We start from the raw sequence: 18,175 nt of genomic DNA, 5'->3' as shown, positions 1-18,175 counted from the left end.
TATGCTTTGTCAAAAAGAGAGGATATTAATTTAGCAAATAATAAAATGCTTAAAACAAATCCAATTCCAATATAAAAAATCATTGATATTTGTAAATTCGATATCGCTCCAATCACAAATTCATACGCTCCTAAATACATTAGTATTATGGATGCACTTATACCTGGAATTATAGTACCAAATCCAATTATCGCTCCGTATATTATCACATAGAGAGGACTTGTCTGCACATTATTAATAGAATTTACTGCATTGCTTTCCATAAATGTTAGAAACAAAGTTAAAAACAGTGATATAAGGAATGGAACAAGATATTTCTGTTTGTACCCACGCCTATTTGCTTGTCTAATAACAGAAGGTACAGTCCCAAGCATAAGTCCGACAAAAGCATATCTGACTACAATTTCATGATATTTAAACAAATATTCTATAATTCTGCTGAATGCAAGCACTCCTACGATACCACCAATTCCCACAGGAATAAAATACACAAAATTCGCTTTAAAATCTTTGCTCATATGTGCTATGAAATTAGTAATTTTATCATACAATCCAAATATTACTGCTAAGGCTCCTCCGCTAACTCCCGGAGCAATAGCTCCTGCCCCCATTGCCAAACCTTTTAAAAAACCAGATATAAAATTCATCGTCCACACCTCTGGTTAATTATACCACCATATTAAATTATAAACAACCCCTTGAACCCCTTGAGGACAATCCTTTTAGGAACCCCTTGGTCCCCTTGGGGACGGTCCTTTTTTCCCCTTGGGGACGGTCCTTTTTGAGACCTTTTTACCCCTTGGGGACGGTCCTTTTTGAGACCTTTTTATTAATAAATTTTTCACATGAACATATTGACAAATATCAATATGTCAAATATAATGCACATATTTTTATTTAGCAATTTCCTTCATAAACATATTTAAGTGATTCTCTGGCAATTTCTGCTAAATGGTATACTTTGCTCACTTCTGTTGCACTTTTATCCTCCATTTTATAGCATGGGAAAAAGCGTGACAAATGAAGGGGGATGTTTGGATTGATTGATGCTATAAACTTTGACAAATGGAGGATTTCCTCTTCGCTGTCATTTTCGTCCGGAATTATTAGTGTTGTTACTTCTACATGGCTAAATTCTGCTGCGAACGCAATGAATTGCTTAACTGTCTCTAAATCTCCTCCAATTTTATCATAAAACTTTTCAGTAAAACCTTTAAGATCTATATTGAGAGCATCAACGAATGGCAGCAGTTCCTTAATAGGCTCCTTACAAAAACAGCCATTTGTTACAACTACATTTTTTAAATTGTTCTTTCTTGCCAACACAGCACAATCTCTCACATATTCATATCCTACAAGGGGTTCATTGTATGTGTATGCTATTCCAATGTTACCTCTTGGTACTAAATCAATGGCCGCATGGATTAAATCTTCCGGTTTTACATAGCGTGCATTTGCAGTTTCTTTTGATGCAAAAGAGATTTCATTATTTTGACAAAATGGGCATTTTAGATTGCATCCAAAACTACCTACAGACAATATTTTTTTGCCGGGATAAAAATTCTTAAGAGGCTTTTTTTCTATTGGATCAAGTGCAATGCTGGTGAGCATCCCGTAATTAATTGGTATAATTCGCCCGTTTACATTGCTTCTGGCTTTGCATAATCCGATTCGATTTTCATCTAAATTGCAATGATGGGGACAAACATTGCAAACTATATTGCTCATTTGTGTCTCACCACCTCAAATCTCTCCATTGAATAATTTTCATCCGGTGAAATACCGGCTTTTTTAAGAGCAATTGAAACCTGCTCTTCAGAGGTGGTTACGCCTTCAAGGTTTGGAAGCAATAGTCCTCTCCTGCCGCCTTTTCAACAATAACACCGTAACGCACAGGATTTAATTCATCCATTGAATTAATTGGCTCTGCTTCTCCCAGAACATCAACGCTGTAAACAATTCGAGGCAATTCTTCCTCAGTTACAGGATAAAAGCGAGGATCCTCAGCTCCTGCACTTATGGCATTTTGTATAATTTCATCAGCTATGCAGTCAGTTGTAGGTGTTATTGTGCCAATGCATCCTCGAAGCTGCCCATCCATTTTTAATGATACAAACACACCTGAACGTTTTTTCAATAAGTCAGCATCCAATTCTTGAGTTTTTTTAATTCTTTTATGTTTTATTACGTAGCTTTCAAGTGATTGCCGAGCAAGCCGTACATAGCTGTCTTCTTCATTTTTTAGTGCATCAATGCGATTTTGTTCGTTTGTTTTGTACGTTTCATCAAAATGTCTTGTTTTGTCATTGGCAATTAAAGTGTATTCTGATACAGCATAACCAACTCCAAATGGTCCTTCGTATGATAAAAGTTCTGACTCTACAGATTTTCCGTCAAGAGCGCCTGCCATTATTATAAATGACCTCAGTCCGCACTCTGCAGCTGATTCGCAAAATTCTTCATCAAATTTAAGAAATTCTAAAAAATCGCCTTTTTTCATAGCAGCGGTAATTTCGCGGTCAAAAATTACACCTTCTTCTTTGTATCCGTAAGGGCCTTCTTCTTTTAACATATGGGACAAATCTCCGCTTGCTATAAATACAATTTTCTTATCACTTTCATCAGCTGCCTCACCTATGCATTTTCCAAAGCGGTAATGTTCTATGTATGACAGCCCTGATATGGATATACGCACAAGCTTATAATCATTGTAATATTTGTTTACAAAATACAGAGGGACCATCGTTCCATGGTCTAATGACTTATTTTTTTCTCCCCATGTTCCGGCAGGAATATTATTTTCTTCTGCCAGTGTGGATAATTTTTTAATAAAATCCGTGTCATATTCAACTTCAATGCTCACTTGTTCTTGTCCAAATTCTCTGAAATTTCCCTTGGCTCCTCTTCCCGGAGATATGTGAATATAATCTGAATACATTATTGAATGAGGAGTAGTTAATACAATGGTATCCGGTTTAATTTCTGCAATAAGCTTTGCAATTTTTTCATAAGCATCGATTGTTTTTTGAATTTTCATCTCTTGTCCGCCGCCTATTTTAGGAACAATCAGCGGAGGATGAGGAACAATAAACGTTTTTATTATTGGCACTTTATCACTCCTTCATAAAAGTAAAATTTATTTTTTTTGCATTTTTGATGCTTTTTTGAATATTAAAAATCCTACGATGAACATTAAGCTTATGAATGCTACGCCGGTTTTGGAATTGCCGCTCAATTGAGTAGTTATTCCCATGAGCATTGTTCCGGTAAACGATGCACCTTTTCCGAAAATATCAAAGAAACCGAAATATTCACTGGACTTTTCCTTAGGTATTATTTTTGCAAAATATGAACGTGAAAGAGCTTGTATGGCTCCCTGGAACATGGCAACACAAACAGCCAAGAACCAAAATTCCCACGCTTTGTCAAGCTGCAGAGCAAAAATTGCAATTAAGAAATATCCTGCAATGCTAAATCCTATTAAATTCTCTGTCTTGAATTTTTTAGACAATTTTCCGAAAAGAATAGCAAAAGGAAACGCTACAACTTGTGTCAATAAAAGGGCAAACAATAAATTATTGTCGCTAATGCCAACATCTTTTCCATAAGATGTAGCCATCTCAATAATAGTATAAACTCCGTCTATATAAAAGAAGAAAGCAAGCAGAAATGTAAAAATTTCTTTTTCTTTTTTAATATCCTTAAATGTTCTCCCAAGTCTTTTAAATGCATTGCTTAATGCATTGCTTTTTACTTCCACATAATGCAATTGTTTATAATTTTTAAGAAGAGGAATTGTGATTAATAGCCACCACATCGCATTCAACACAAATGCTATGCCCGTTGCAAAGGATGAAGTTATTGACAGCTTTTCGGCAGACAATATTAACAGCAAGCTTGCTACAAAAGGAACGCAACTTCCAATATAACCCCACGCGTATCCAAGTGAAGATAACAAGTCCATTCTTTCATCACTTGTTACATCAGGAAGCATTGCATCATAAAAAATAAGACTTCCGGAAACTCCTACCTTCGCCACTATGAATACAGCGAGAAAAACAATCCATGATAACGGAAGGGATAAAGAAGCACATCCAAGCACTCCTAGCATTAAAAACAAGGTGAACAAAGGTCTTTTATATCCCTTTGTATCTGCCAAAGTTCCTAATATAGGTCCTAATACTGCTACAATCAACGTAGAAATTGAAATCGCATAACCCCAATAAGCAGTAGAATTTGCTGCAGAGACACCGTTTGACTGCGCAATGTTTTTAAAATAAATCGGTATAATGGTTGATACGAGCATGATGAAGGCTGAATTTCCAACATCATATAAAATCCAATACTTTTCAAGCTTTGTTAATTTATTTCTAAATTTACCCATAGCCACACCAATCCTAATTATTTATTTTTATAAACCTATTCAAAATTTCTATTAAAACGCTCATTAATTTGTTCATCTTTTTTTATGTTCTTATAGTATTCATTTATCAATGTACCTGTTGGCTCAACAGCTTTATTATATAAGTTCATTAAATTTTCACTTATTGCCTTGCTTGCTTCTTCCGGCTCATATTTCATTATTAGTCCAATCATGCCTTCGTAATTGCCTGAAATTTTAAGCGCTGCGATAAGAAGAGATCTTTTTATGCGTCCTGGTGCAACCAGAAGGTTTAAATAAAATTTCATAGATTTTAATGCTTTCAATATTTTATCCTTGTCGGTACGCTCAAAAAACATTGAAATGCACTGTGCATAATCTTCTTTTGGAATAATGTGAGCAGTTGGTTTAAAAACTAAAGGGTTTAAATTATTTTTTATCATCAACGCTCTATCAAATTCTGTTTCTATTTCACTGTGAGAAAGTCCGTTTTCTTTTTGATTTATATATGGATGGCACTCGCTGTCAAGCATATAATGGCATATAAATCCCATAATATATGCACATGCAGCATCCGAACAATCACAATTATTTATGATTTCTTTAGATCTTTCAAAAAAAGCATCTGCATTTCTGCTGTGTATTTCATGTCCTATTTTGCTTATATCATTGGATTTTAAAGGTTCATAATAGAATAAAATGTCCGGTCCGTGAAGACCAATGTTAAACAAATCAATATTTTCATCAATTATTTTTTTCAAGTCTTCATCTAATGTATTTAAAACTTCTTTGCCAAATGTATAATGAGCATAAGTAGTTGGCATATTCCCCTCCATCCATTCATTCATTGATTAATTATCAATACAATAATATCACAAAAGTTATGCCACGTAAATCAAAAAGAAGATATAGAATTTATCTATATCTCCTCTTGATGACGAAGAGTCCATTAAGACGCCGTTATTCCTTTTTCTTTTTCCAAAGCTAGAAGTTTTTCTTTCATATCCAAACCACCGGCATAACCTACCAAGCTGCCATTTGAACCAATAACTCTGTGACATGGAATGAAAATAATAATTGGATTTTTGTTGTTTGCCATCCCAACAGCACGAAAAGCTTTTGGATTTCCAACTGCTTCAGCAATTTGTTTGTAACTTCTTGTCTCTGCATATGGAATTTTGCAAAGTGCTGTCCAAACTTTTTTTTGGAATTCTGTGCCTTCTGGATTTAGAGGTAAATCAAATGCTGTTCGTGTACCATTTAAGTATTCATTTAATTGATTAGCTGCATTGTTGATGAGTTTTGTTTCACACACATTCATATTAGCAATATTGAAATTATCTGCAAAATCCATATTTGTTATTTCAATACCGTTGTCTATAACTGCAACCTGACCAATTATTGTATTGTAAACAAATACATTTTTCAAAATACACCCCCTTAATCAACTTCTCTGAAAGTAATGCTCCCATTTTTCATTTCATCTACTATTGCAAGGCTTTTAAGGTTGTAACCTTCTTCTCTAAGAATCTTCCCGCCTTTTTGAAATCCTTTCTCTATGGCAATTCCTATACCTTTAACTTCGGCATTGCTTTGCTTTGCCATATCGATAAGACCTTTCATTGCATTTCCTTCTGCAAGAAAATCATCGATTATGAGAAGCTTGTCATTTGAATTTAAATATTTCTTGCTTATCATAATGTTGTATTCTTTATTTTTAGTATATGAAAAAACTTTCCCTACATATACATCTTTATCTAAATTTAAACTTTCAGTTTTCTTTGCAAAAACTACCGGCACTTTGAAAACCAATGCTGCCATTATTGCTATAGCAATTCCGCTTACTTCGATAGTTAGGATTTTTGTTATTTCTTGATCTTTAAAGAGCCTGTACATTTCTTCGCCCATCTCATAAAGAAACTGTGTATCAAGCTGATGATTAAGAAAGCTGTCCACTTTTAGTATGTTTCCTTCTCTAATCTCACCTTTTTCTATTATCATTTCTTTTAGTTTATCCATATCTATACCTTATCTTCCTAATTCATATTATATGTATTTCTAATATAATATAATAAAGAATATAAAATATCAACACTTCATTTTATTTTAAAAAAGTTGCTCCTCAACTCCGCTAGGGGGACCTATGTCCCCCTTCGGCGCAAAACTGCATTCGCATTTTTGCTGAGCACCCCCCCTTGACGGCAAGGACGTCCCGTCCTTTGCAATCCTCGTTTTTTATATAATAGGAAGAAAACTTTCCTATTATATAAAAAAATAATAGGCAATGCCTATTATTTCCATCCCATATTAATTAAATCTGAAAGTTCAATGTTTATTGTAGCAAGTAAATTTTCATGATTTAAATCACTTTTTTTATAGTTTAAAAAATAAATCGAATCATTATTATTGCAAGGAAGTTCAATTGTAATTTTATTTTCTTCATTGACCTTATTATCAAGTAACCCTCCGTGCAGTTCAACGATTGATTTAAACAAAAGAAAATCAATTTTATTTGCTTTAGCATATGTATCATTCAATTTGTCTTTTTCATTTATTTTTTTGTCTTCATTAGATACTGCTATTTCCACGCTATAATCTTTAGAATTTACACGCACAATTATAGTTTCACCTGGTTTCGATAACTTAATTGTTTCTGAAAGAATGTGTAAAACAACTCTTTCGATTTTTTCCGCATCGCATAAAATCACTTTTTCTTCTACATTAGAATCAAAAATGACATTCAGCTGTCTCTCATTAATTATGAAGGAACTGTTAAAAACAATACTTTCAACAACTTCTACAATATTCACATTACTTAAGTTCAAACTATATTGATTTGCTTCAATTCTCGTTAAATCCAATAAATTATTTATCAGTCTAGTTAGCCTTAAGCAATTTTGCTTCATTGAATTAATACTTTTATCAGTTTTTTCATCATTACCAAAAATGTATTTTTGATACATCTCCATAAGTTGGGCCGCCCCATATATAACATCTATGGGTATTATTAATTCATCATACAAGCTCAAAATAAATTCATCCTTAATTTCCTCGTCACGTACAAATAAACTATTCACATTAAACTCACTATCGCCCGAAGCAATACTAGTTGTATTTGCTTTAGCATCTTCATTTTTCAAATTAGGTAAAAAAGGTATCACTATGACTTCTTTTGAATTTTGCATAAACCAAACAGTCCCCCTTTCGTAAATTTTTCTTGTGTTTGTTTCATATATACCAAGTTTCCAAAAGTTAAAACACATATTTATCTAAAAATTAAATACTTAAGTATATTTTAAATAAAATTGTGCTGATTTTGTCGAAATCAAACAACAAATTGGGGTACAATTCTTAAAAAAAAGAAAACAATGGTAATAACTGATCCCATTGTTTCCTTGATTTACGAATTCATACATAGGCATGAATTAGGTTTTATTTTATTACACTTTTACCCATAAGATATTTGTCAACTTCTCTTGCTGCAAGTTTTCCTTCTTGAATAGCCCAAACCACTAAACTTTGACCTCTTCTCATATCACCTGCTGCAAATAATTTCTCAACATTTGTTTTGAAAAAGCCATATTCAGCTTTTATGTTGCTTCTTGAATCTCTTTCCAGTTTAAGTTCATCTATGACTGTATCTTCAGGTCCTAAAAATCCCATGGCTATAATAACAAGTTCTGCCTTCCAGATTTTTTCAGAACCGGGAATTTCTTTAGGTATAAATCTTCCCGATTCATCCTTCACCCAATTAACTTCAACTGTATGAACTTCTTTAACTTCACCGTTCTCATTTCCAACTATTTTTTTAGTAGCAATGTTATAGTTTCTTGGATCCTTTTTGTAAAGGCTTATAGCTTCTTCCTGACCATAATCTACTTTTAGCTTTTTAGGCCATTCAGGCCATGGATTTGATTCGTCATTTCTTTCATGAGGAGGTTCCGGCATTATTTCAAACTGGAACACACTTTTGCAGCCTTGTCGCATAGATGTTCCCACACAATCAGTTCCCGTGTCTCCTCCGCCAATTACAATTACATTTTTACCCTTGGCATTTAATGATTCAACTGATTCCTTGTTTATTTTCAAAACATTTTTAGTGCTGTTGGTTAGAAATTCAATAGCAGGGTAAACGCCTTTCAAATCTTTGCCTTCAACTTCCAACCCTCTTGCTTTTTTAGCTCCGCCGCAAAGTACAACCGCATCATTTCTGTCAAGCAATTCATTGGTTGTAATATCAGTACCTACTTCTACATTTAACACGAATTTAATTCCGGATTTTTTCATTAAATCAATACGTCTCTCAACTATTTTTTTATCCAGCTTCATATTTGGTATACCGTACATCATCAGTCCGCCTGGTCTATCTTCTCTTTCGTAAACCGTAACATCATGACCTACTGCATTTAAATAATACGCAGCTGACAATCCTGATGGTCCTGAACCAACAACAACGACTTTTTTCCCGGTTTCTTTGGGTTTTCTTACTTTTACCCAGCCTTCTTTAAAAGCTTTTTCAATTATTTCGTATTCTATGTCATGAATTGCAACAGGATCTAAAATATGACCTTCTGTACATGATCCTTCACAAGGTGCCGGACATACTCTCCCTGTGAATTCAGGAAACGGATTTGTTCTTGTCAGTGTTTTGTAAGCAAGTTCCCATTGACCTTTATAAACCAAATCATTCCATTCAGGTATTAAATTGTGCATGGGGCATCCAGCCACCATGCCATTTAAAACCACACCTCCCTGACAGAATGGAATTCCACAGTTCATGCACCTTGCTCCCTGGTTTTTCAATTCTTCTGTATCCATCGGCAATTTTATTTCATTCCAGTCTTTTATTCTATCTCTTGGATTTCGTTTTTTATGCTCTGTTCTTTCAAATTCTAAAAATCCGGTAGTTTTTCCCATTTATTGAACCTCCTATCCTTGATGTATGACTACTTTGCAGCATTTTCTTTTTTAGTATTATTATCTTTATCAACATTGCTGTATCTTTCATCGAATGCATAGCTTAATGCTTCATGTCCTTTTAGTCCTAAACTATATGCTTTTTCAATGTTTTCCATCATATGTTTATACTCGACAGGAATTATTTTAGTAAATATGTGAGAATAACTTTCCCAATTGTGAAGAATTCTTTTTCCTTGCTGACTGTCAGTATAATTCACATGTTTCTGAATCATTTCCTTTATTTCATCCATTTCCTTTTCAGAAGTTATGGCCTCAGTATTGGTTATTGAGCTGTTTAAACAATTTTCATCAAAGTCTAATACATATACTACACCGCCTGACATTCCAGCTGCAAAGTTCCTGCCTGTTTTTCCAAGTATTACAACTTTTCCTCCGGTCATATATTCACAGCCGTGATCGCCTACACCTTCTATAACTGCATTCATACCGCTGTTTCTTATGCAGAATCTCTCTCCAGCTTTACCGCTGATATAGGCTTCCCCTGATGTAGCTCCATAAAAAGTAGCATTTCCTATAATTATGTTGTTCTCAGGCACTATGTCGGAATCTTTAGGAGGATAAACTATAATTTTACCACCGGATAAACCCTTGCCAATGTAGTCGTTAGAATCACCTTCTAATTCAAGCGTCATTCCTTTAGGAATAAATGCACCAAAGCTTTGTCCGGCAGTACCTACAAATGTCAAATTTATAGTATCATCCTTAAGTCCGTTTTCTCCATATTGTTTTGAAATTTCACTTCCAATTATTGTTCCAACAACTCTGTCTGTGTTTTTAATTTTTAATTTCACACGAATTGGTTTTTGGTTTTCCAAAGCAGGTTTAACCATTTTAAGAAGTTTTTTCATATCCAAAGACTTGTCCAGCATATGGTTTTGTGTCTGAGTATTATATCTTCCTACTTCTGCTCCTGCAAACGGCTGATATAATATTTGTGACATATCTAAAGTTTTTGCCTTCCAATTGCTTATATCATCCTTTTGTTTTAATTTATCCGTGCGTCCAACCATTTCCTTTAATGTTCTGAAACCTAACTGAGCCATTATCTCTCTCAGTTCTCTAGCCATAAAACGCATGAAGTTTTCAACATATTCTGGTTTACCAGAGAAATTTTTCCTAAGTCTTTCATCCTGCGTAGCAACACCAACGGGACATGTGTTAAGGCTACAAACCCTCATCATTACGCAGCCCAATACAATAAGAGGTGTGGTAGCAAAACCGAATTCTTCTGCTCCTAACATAGCTGCTATTGCAATATCTCTGCCCGACAATAGTTTCCCATCAGTTTCAAGAGCAACTCTATCTCTTAAATTATTCAGCACAAGAGTTTGATGAGCTTCAGCTAGTCCAAGTTCCCATGGGAGTCCTGTATTTCTTATGCTTGTTCTTGAAGCAGCACCAGTACCTCCGTCATACCCGCTTATGAGGATAACATCTGCCTTTCCCTTAGCAAGTCCTGCAGCTACTGTTCCTACACCAGATTCTGATACCAATTTTACATTTATCCTTGCATACCTGTTGGCATTTTTTAAATCATGAATAAGTTCTCCAATATCTTCTATAGAATATATGTCATGATGAGGAGGAGGTGATATTAAAGTTACTCCAGGTGTTGAATGTCTTACCCTTGCAATTTCAGGATACACTTTTAATCCCGGAAGTTGTCCGCCTTCACCAGGCTTAGCTCCCTGTGCCATTTTAATTTGTATTTCTCTTGCATTTACTAAATAGTTGCTGGTTACACCAAAACGACCTGAAGCAACTTGTTTAATTGCACTGTTTTTACTATCGCCATTCTCCAATATTTTAAATCTTTCAGAATCTTCTCCGCCTTCTCCTGTGTTGCTTTTGCCTCCTAATCTGTTCATGGCAACGGCAAGGCATTCATGGGCTTCCTTGCTTAAAGAACCATATGACATCGCTCCGGTTTTAAATTTTTTAACAATTGAATCAACAGATTCTACTTCCTCTATAGGAATAGCTTCTTTGTGATTATAGTTAAAATCAAGGAGGTTTCTTAATGTATATATTTTTTCTTCATTAATTTTTTCAGAATATTGTTTGTATAAATTGTAATTTCCTTCTCTGCATGATTTTTGCAGCATATATATGGTTTCAGGATTATACATGTGAACTTCGCCTTCATCAAGACACTGAAAATATCCGCCAACTTCAAGAGTATCTGTATATGGTGAATTTTCATCATATGCACTTTCATGCCTCATTTGATTTTCAATTGCAATTTCTTCAAGACCGATTCCTTCCAGCCTTGATGGTGTCTTAGTAAAATATTTTTCAATTACTTCTTTTTTAATCCCTACTGCTTCAAATATTTGAGCACCATGATAACTCCTGATTGTAGAAATTCCCATTTTAGAAATAACTTTTAAAATTCCTTTTACCATTGCTTTTATATAATTATTTTTACCTTCTTCGTAACTGAGATTATTTAAAGCTCCGTTTTCAGCAAGATCCCTAATAGATTCAAATGCCAAATAAGGGTTTATTGCAGTTACTCCAAAACCTATAAGGGTACAGAAATGATGAACTTCTCTTGGTTCTCCTGATTCTAACACAATTCCTATATTTGTCCTTTTCTCCATTCTTGTAAGGTACTGATGAAGTCCTGATGAAGCTAAGAGTGCAGGAACTGCTGCAAAATCCTTATTTACTCCCCTGTCTGACAACAAAATTATGTTAGCACCTCTAATGATAGCTGTATCTGCTTCTGCAAATATTCTGTCCAAAGCTTTTTCCATTGCTTTTGGCCCTTCAGACACTTTGTAAATTATTGAAATAGTAGCAACTCTTAAATTATCATTATTTAAATTCTTAATAGTGTTAAGCTGTTCATTTGTGAGTATTGGATTGTCCAAAAACAAACTTGCTGAATTGTCTCCATTAGGATTTATTAAATTTCCGCTGTCCCCTAGACACATGCTTGTGGATGTTATAATATCTTCCCTTATGGCATCTATAGGAGGATTTGTAACTTGAGCAAAAAGTTGTTTAAAGTACAAATACAGCATTTGTGGTTTTTCAGACAGTACCGCTAAAGGTGAATCAATTCCCATTGAACCTACAGGTTCCTCACCTTCTATTGCTGTTGGCTGAATGCTTTTATTAATGTCTTCATAAGTGTAGCCAAAAGCTTTTTGCTGTTGTAAAAGGTCCTTCATTTTACTGCCTTTTTCTGATACAACCGGCAAATCGCTCAAATTTATTACATGCTTTTTATTCCATTCACCATATGGATGAAGAGTTGAAACATATTTTTTCAATTCATCATCTGTGATTATTCTTTTAGCATTGGTATCAATCAAAAGCATCTTTCCAGGCTCAAGACGTCCCTTGGATTTTATTTTATCATTATCTATATCAATTACTCCAACTTCTGAAGCTAATATAACCCTGTCATCCTTTGTAACATAATACCTTGAAGGTCTTAAACCATTTCTGTCTAGGATTCCTCCTATTATATCACCGTCAGTGAATGCCATGGCGGCAGGCCCGTCCCAAGCTTCCATCATGAAGTTGTTGAATTTATAAAATTCTCTCTTTTCCTTAGACATCACTTTATTTTTTCCCATGGTTCCGGAATCATCATCATTATTGATTCCTGCAAAGATCTGCCTGTTAAATATAAGAACTCAAGGCAATTATCAAACATAGAAGAGTCACTGCCTGATTCATCTATAATAGGAAATACTTTGTGAATGTTTTCAAAATAAGGAGATGTCATTCTTTTCTGTCTTGCATTCATCCAGTTAACATTGCCCCTGATTGTGTTGATTTCTCCGTTGTGAACTAAAAATCTGTTAGGATGAGCACGTTCCCAGCTTGGAAAAGTGTTTGTGCTGAACCTTGAATGAATCATTGCCAAAGCAGATTTAAATTCAAGATCAGAAAGATCCAAATAGAAATTTCTAAGCTGTTCAGATGTAAGCATACCTTTATAAACTAAAGTTTTAGAAGAAAGGCTTGCAAAATAAAATATTCCTCCATTTTGTTCACTCATAGGACCAATGGTTTTTTCTGCTCTTTTTCTAATTACATAAAGCTTTCTTTCAAAATTCATATAATCTGTTATGTTGTCATTCTTCTTAATAAAAACTTGAATAATTCTTGGCATTGAAGCTTTAGCTTTATCTCCTATTATAGCACCATCAACAGGCACATCTCTCCAGCCCAGAACTTCTTGTCCTTCTTCCGCAACAATATCGGTAAAAGTTTTCATTTGTATGCTTCTAAACTTATCATACTTATGGGCAAATATCATTCCTACCCCATAGTTTCCTTCTTCAGGTAATTCAAAATCCAAAACTTCACTTTCTCTTTTGAAAAAGTCATGAGGAATTTGAACTGTTATTCCAGCGCCATCTCCAGATTCATCTGAACCGCTGGCTCCTCTGTGGCTCATGTTTTCCAAAACTGTTAAAGCATCATCAACGATGTCGTAAGATTTTTCGCCATTTATATTAACAACAAATCCCATTCCACATGCATCGTGTTCAAATGCGGGATCATAAAGACCTTGCTTTTTAGGTGTTCCATAGTTATTCATAATGATCTCCCCTATCTTTTTAATCTTGGTTATAAATTGTTTTCTATTATAGTAGATTTTTTATAATCATACAAGCATTATTTTAATAATATGTAACATTTTTTTAGTTTAGATTGTAACATATATATTTTCGGCGCTTTTTCATTTGCATTTTCAATTTTAAGTTTAGAAAATCGACTTTTATTTCATTTTTGTAATATTTAAGACGTTAAACTTTTCTTTAAAATAAAATTTTAACATAATTTAACAATTCTATATTAATATTGCATATTTTTAAGAGTAATTCTATATAACAATATATATTATAATAATTGCATATTTAAAAAGTTGATAGACATAATCTAGTATTAAAAAAGTTGCTCCGCAACTCCGCTAGGGAAGAGAACCTTCCTCTTATATGAAAAAACCGATTAGGATATAATCCCAATCGGTTTTTTTGATGATTAATGGAGAATCAACAAAATAAAAACATCTAAAATTTAATTATTTTATACAAATATGGATATAGATTTTGAAATTTAAATTGAAAAAAAATTTTTTTTAAATAGTTTAATATTTATCATGCAATTTTCCTAAAGTTGTTGCAAAAGGACTAATATTAAAAAAAGCATAGCTACAAGGATATATTACATGTACCAGTTTACTGCTGAAGAGGGCCTGTTAATTTTTGCGGGTCCACCCATTTGGAATACTGCAGTTCATCGAAAAAGCCCAGCTTAATCCCGGCTTCCGGCAAGGATATGTCATTCTCGTAAGCATACTTTGCAACCATGGCTGCTTTTTCATAGCCTATGTATGGGTTAAGGGCCGTAACCAGCATCAGTGATTTCCTGCTGTTTTCCTTAAGCCTTTCAAGGTTTGGCTTTAGGCCTGCCATACAGTTTTTATTAAAGGACTCCATGGAGGATGCAAGCAGACTGGCAGATTCTATATATGCGGAAATCATTACCGGCATAAAAACATTCAGCTCGAAATTACCCTGTGACGCGGCAATACCCATAACAGTATCATTGCCCATAACCCTGACGCTCACCATGGTTACGGCTTCGCACTGAGTGGGATTCACCTTTCCTGGCATTATTGAGCTTCCAGGTTCATTTGAAGGAATAAAAATTTCTCCCAGGCCACATCTGGGCCCGCTGGCCAGCCATCTTACATCATTGGCGATTTTCATCATATCTACAGCCAGAGCCTTAAGGGCGCCGTGGGAAAATACCATGGCATCCTTAGATGAAAGACTGTGAAATTTATTTTCCGCAGTAACAAAATCTATTCCTGTAAGCTCACCTATTTTTCCCGCGGCTTTTTTACCGAAATCCTTATGAGAATTCAGCCCGGTTCCTACGGCTGTCCCCCCCAAGGCCAGCTCCTTCATTCCTTTCATAGACATTTCAAGCATTTGCCTGCTGTGAGCAAGCATGGAGCTCCATCCGCTTATTTCCTGACCTAGGGTAATGGGCACGGCGTCTTGAAGGTGTGTCCTTCCTGTTTTAATTACATCCGCATTCTCTTGCTCAAGCCTGTAAAGTGTTTCAGCCATCCTGTCCATAGCCGGAAAAAGCACGTCTCGCAATATTAGGCAGGCCGCTATATGCATAGCTGTAGGGAAGGTATCATTAGAGCTCTGTGATTTATTAACGTGGTCATTGGGATGAAGCAGTTTCTCCCCGGCAATTTCATTGCCTCTGTTGGCTATTACCTCATTAACATTCATATTAGACTGTGTTCCGCTTCCTGTCTGATAAACCACAAGAGGAAAATTTCCCTCAAGCTTCCCATCCAGTATTTCATCGCAGACACTGGCAATAAGCCGTGCCCTGTCCTTATCCAGCATTTCTAGAGCTTCATTGGTCAGGGCCGCAGCCTTTTTAAGTAGCGCAAAGGCCATAATTATTTCACACGGCATTTTTCCGCCGATTTTAAAATTCTCCAGGCTTCTTTCAGTTTGAGCGCCCCAATATTTGTCTGCCGGGACACGCACCTCACCCATGGTGTCCCTTTCTATTCTGTATTCCATGTTACCTCCATTTCGCCGCTAACTCCTCCTGCGGTAATTTTATTCTAATATTTTGAAAAAGGAATGGCAATAACCACTCCTCCAATATAGCCCTCTACAGTTAACAATACCTTTTGTTCTTAATTCCGTCAATCCATTTTTGGCCTTCGAAAATCTGCCTCCTTACCTCCGAAGGTGCCGTACCCCCAAAGGAAGTCCTTGCCTCCACGCAGGCCCTTATACTCAAATCCGGGAGCTTATCAGCAGAAAGCCATGGATCTATTGTTTTAAAATCATCTTTCTTAATAGCGTCAAAATCACAGTTATGATGCTCGCAATATTTCACCATTTTGCCTACAACCTCATGTGCCTGCCTGAAGGGAAATCCCAGCTTAACAAAATGTTCAGCAATGTCAGTGGCATTTAAAAATCCCCTGTTAAACTGTTTTTCTATCATATCAAGCCTGAACTCTGTTTTTTCAATCATGCCTGCTAGTATGGCCAGAGAATCACGCCAGGTATCGACAGCATCGAACATGCCTTCCTTATCCTCCTGAAAATCCTTGTTGTATGCAAGGGGTGTGCCCTTCATTACCGTAAACATCTGGACCATATCACCATAAACTCTCCCCACCTTGCCTCTCAGCAACTCCGCCATATCGGGATTTTTCTTCTGCGGCATAATGCTGCTTCCAGTGCAGAAGCTGTCATCAATGGCAATATAGCTGAATTCCTGTGAATTCCACCAAACAAACTCCTCTGCCATCCTGCTTATATGCATCATTGAAATCGAAGCCGCACTGAGAAATTCAAGAATGTAGTCCCTATCGCTTACACCGTCCATGGCATTTTCCGTAGGCGCTGTAAAGCCAAGCTCCTTTGCGGTCATATGCCTGTCTATGGGCAAAGTTGTCCCCGCCAAAGCACATGAACCCAATGGGCAATAGTTCATTCTTTCATAAGCATCCTCTAATCTCTGTATATCCCTTCTGAACATCTGAAAATAAGCCATAAGATAAAATCCCAGAGTTATTGGCTGAGCGTGCTGCATGTGGGTAAAACCTACGGTTATTTTATCCGCATATTTTTCAGCCTTTCCAAGCAATGCTTCCTCAAGCTTTATAAGATTGTTCCTTATTACAAGGATTTCCTCCTTAAGATACATTCTTCCGTCAACCTGGCACTGGTCGTTTCTGCTTCTTGCCGTATGAAGCTTCTTGCCTGTATTCCCAAGCATGTCAATAAGTATGCCCTCAACAGCCATATGAATATCCTCCTGCTTAACGCTGAAGGCAACATTACCAGACTCTATCTCCTCTTTGATTTTCTCCAGTGCACCAATTATCTGAGTACTTTCATCCTCCGTTACAATTCCCTGCCTTGCAAGCATCCTAACATGAGCTATGCTCCCCCTTATATCACAGGCGTAAAGCCTGTTGTCAAAGGTTATGGATGCATTGAATTTTTCAACAATTTCATCCATGCCCTTTTCAAATCTTCCGCTCCATAAATTTGCCATTATTTAATTTCCTCCATATATTTGTACATTTCTTCACCGGTGGCATACCACACATTGCCCTTTTCTCCAATATACTCTAATATATCTTCCAATATTTTAATCCTGGCAGGGTTCCCTATAGTCTGAGGCTCAAGCTGAAGCACGTAGCATAAGCCGTAATTATAAAAGCCTTCAAATTCCTCCTTCCAGTTGTGCAGTACCCCCGAATAGTTTGCTATCCTTCCCTGGCCTACTGGAAATGCCGGAGTATAGTTAAATGCAAAATACGGCAAATCATACAAAGCCCAATGCACAGGTATTTGAAGAACAGACATGCCATTTCCCAGGTCCATGGAATACGGCCTGTCATCATCGGACAAATCACTGGAATATTTCATTCCGCAGCTCCGTGCTATACGCAACGTATCCATCGTAAGCTCCCCTACTGGAGCTCTGAATCCAAGAGGCTTTTTACCGATTATTTTTTCAAGGGACCTTACCCCCTGCATTATATCCTGCTTTTGCTTATCTTCGCCTACAAGTCCAAAATTAATGTAATCATAGCCGCTGCACGCTATCTCATGACCTCGCGAAACAATATTTCTGATATGGCTTTCATATATTTCCGCCACTTTACCGGGAACAAAAAACGTTGCCTTAATATTTTTCCGGTCAAGAACATCCAGTACACGCTCTAATCCGTTTGTCATTCCATACTGCCCCATTGACAGTGTTTTCGGCTTATCCTTGCATGTT

The 18,175-nt window shown here is 35.9% G+C and carries 11 protein-coding genes and 2 pseudogenes; all 13 read right to left on the bottom strand.

The annotated features are described in order from the left end of the window. Positions 1 to 647 (bottom strand): DUF368 domain-containing protein (locus SA378_RS03490; protein WP_318524598.1); only part of this gene is annotated, 647 nt, incomplete at its 3' end. A gap of 250 nt (positions 648 to 897) precedes the next feature. Then, positions 898 to 1,728: an AmmeMemoRadiSam system radical SAM enzyme gene (gene amrS, locus SA378_RS03485; RefSeq protein ID WP_318524597.1), complete on the bottom strand. Its 831-nt coding sequence runs from the start codon at positions 1,726 to 1,728 to the stop codon at positions 898 to 900. Continuing rightward, positions 1,725 to 3,037: pseudogene (amrA, locus tag SA378_RS03480) on the bottom strand (AmmeMemoRadiSam system protein A). The gene amrS and the pseudogene amrA overlap by 4 nt, the downstream one beginning before the upstream one ends. A gap of 99 nt (positions 3,038 to 3,136) precedes the next feature. Next, positions 3,137 to 4,384: an MFS transporter gene (locus SA378_RS03475; RefSeq protein WP_318524595.1), complete on the bottom strand. Its 1,248-nt coding sequence runs from the start codon at positions 4,382 to 4,384 to the stop codon at positions 3,137 to 3,139. A gap of 35 nt (positions 4,385 to 4,419) precedes the next feature. Further along, complete coding sequence (locus tag SA378_RS03470; RefSeq protein ID WP_318524594.1) at positions 4,420 to 5,205, bottom strand: zinc dependent phospholipase C family protein; 786 nt, start codon at positions 5,203 to 5,205, stop codon at positions 4,420 to 4,422. 125 nt (positions 5,206 to 5,330) lie between these two features. Further along, complete coding sequence (locus SA378_RS03465) at positions 5,331 to 5,810, bottom strand: methylated-DNA--[protein]-cysteine S-methyltransferase (RefSeq protein ID WP_318524593.1); 480 nt, start codon at positions 5,808 to 5,810, stop codon at positions 5,331 to 5,333. An 11-nt stretch (positions 5,811 to 5,821) separates the two neighbouring features. Further along, on the bottom strand, positions 5,822 to 6,400 hold the full coding sequence (locus tag SA378_RS03460; RefSeq protein WP_318524592.1) for a xanthine phosphoribosyltransferase: 579 nt from the start codon (positions 6,398 to 6,400) through the stop codon (positions 5,822 to 5,824). 272 nt (positions 6,401 to 6,672) lie between these two features. After that, positions 6,673 to 7,566, bottom strand: coding sequence for a sensor histidine kinase (locus SA378_RS03455; protein ID WP_318524591.1), 894 nt, complete (start codon positions 7,564 to 7,566; stop codon positions 6,673 to 6,675). A 247-nt stretch (positions 7,567 to 7,813) separates the two neighbouring features. After that, positions 7,814 to 9,298 (bottom strand): glutamate synthase subunit beta, encoded by a 1,485-nt coding sequence (locus SA378_RS03450; RefSeq protein WP_318524590.1) that lies wholly within the window; start codon positions 9,296 to 9,298, stop codon positions 7,814 to 7,816. A 29-nt stretch (positions 9,299 to 9,327) separates the two neighbouring features. Then, positions 9,328 to 13,925: pseudogene (gltB, locus tag SA378_RS03445) on the bottom strand (glutamate synthase large subunit). A gap of 640 nt (positions 13,926 to 14,565) precedes the next feature. Next, positions 14,566 to 15,942 carry a class II fumarate hydratase gene (fumC, locus tag SA378_RS03440; protein ID WP_318524589.1) on the bottom strand — a complete coding sequence of 459 codons (1,377 nt, stop codon included), beginning with the start codon at positions 15,940 to 15,942 and terminating at the stop codon, positions 14,566 to 14,568. Between the two features lie 100 nt (positions 15,943 to 16,042). Further along, positions 16,043 to 17,440 (bottom strand): argininosuccinate lyase, encoded by a 1,398-nt coding sequence (argH, locus tag SA378_RS03435; RefSeq protein WP_318524588.1) that lies wholly within the window; start codon positions 17,438 to 17,440, stop codon positions 16,043 to 16,045. Next, positions 17,440 to 18,175: polysaccharide deacetylase (locus tag SA378_RS03430; RefSeq protein WP_318524587.1), on the bottom strand; the 736-nt coding region annotated here is incomplete at its 5' end. The genes SA378_RS03430 and argH, both read right to left, overlap by 1 nt.

The sequence above is a fragment of the Sedimentibacter sp. genome (assembly GCF_033447055.1).
Taxonomy (GTDB): domain Bacteria; phylum Bacillota; class Clostridia; order Tissierellales; family Sedimentibacteraceae; genus Sedimentibacter.
The sequence above is the reverse complement of the archived record's forward strand: the minus strand, read 5'-3'. Positions and strand labels throughout refer to the sequence as shown.

What these genes read in the sequence shown, in the direction of transcription:
- SA378_RS03475 (WP_318524595.1), bottom strand. Translation starts at nt 4,384, where the DNA reads ATGGGTAAATTTAGAAATAAATTAACAAAGCTTGAAAAGTATTGGATT.
- amrS (WP_318524597.1), bottom strand. Translation starts at nt 1,728, where the DNA reads ATGAGCAATATAGTTTGCAATGTTTGTCCCCATCATTGCAATTTAGAT.
- fumC (WP_318524589.1), bottom strand. Translation starts at nt 15,942, where the DNA reads ATGGAATACAGAATAGAAAGGGACACCATGGGTGAGGTGCGTGTCCCG.
- argH (WP_318524588.1), bottom strand. Translation starts at nt 17,440, where the DNA reads ATGGCAAATTTATGGAGCGGAAGATTTGAAAAGGGCATGGATGAAATT.
- SA378_RS03455 (WP_318524591.1), bottom strand. Translation starts at nt 7,566, where the DNA reads ATGCAAAATTCAAAAGAAGTCATAGTGATACCTTTTTTACCTAATTTG.
- SA378_RS03460 (WP_318524592.1), bottom strand. Translation starts at nt 6,400, where the DNA reads ATGGATAAACTAAAAGAAATGATAATAGAAAAAGGTGAGATTAGAGAA.
- SA378_RS03450 (WP_318524590.1), bottom strand. Translation starts at nt 9,298, where the DNA reads ATGGGAAAAACTACCGGATTTTTAGAATTTGAAAGAACAGAGCATAAA.
- SA378_RS03470 (WP_318524594.1), bottom strand. Translation starts at nt 5,205, where the DNA reads ATGCCAACTACTTATGCTCATTATACATTTGGCAAAGAAGTTTTAAAT.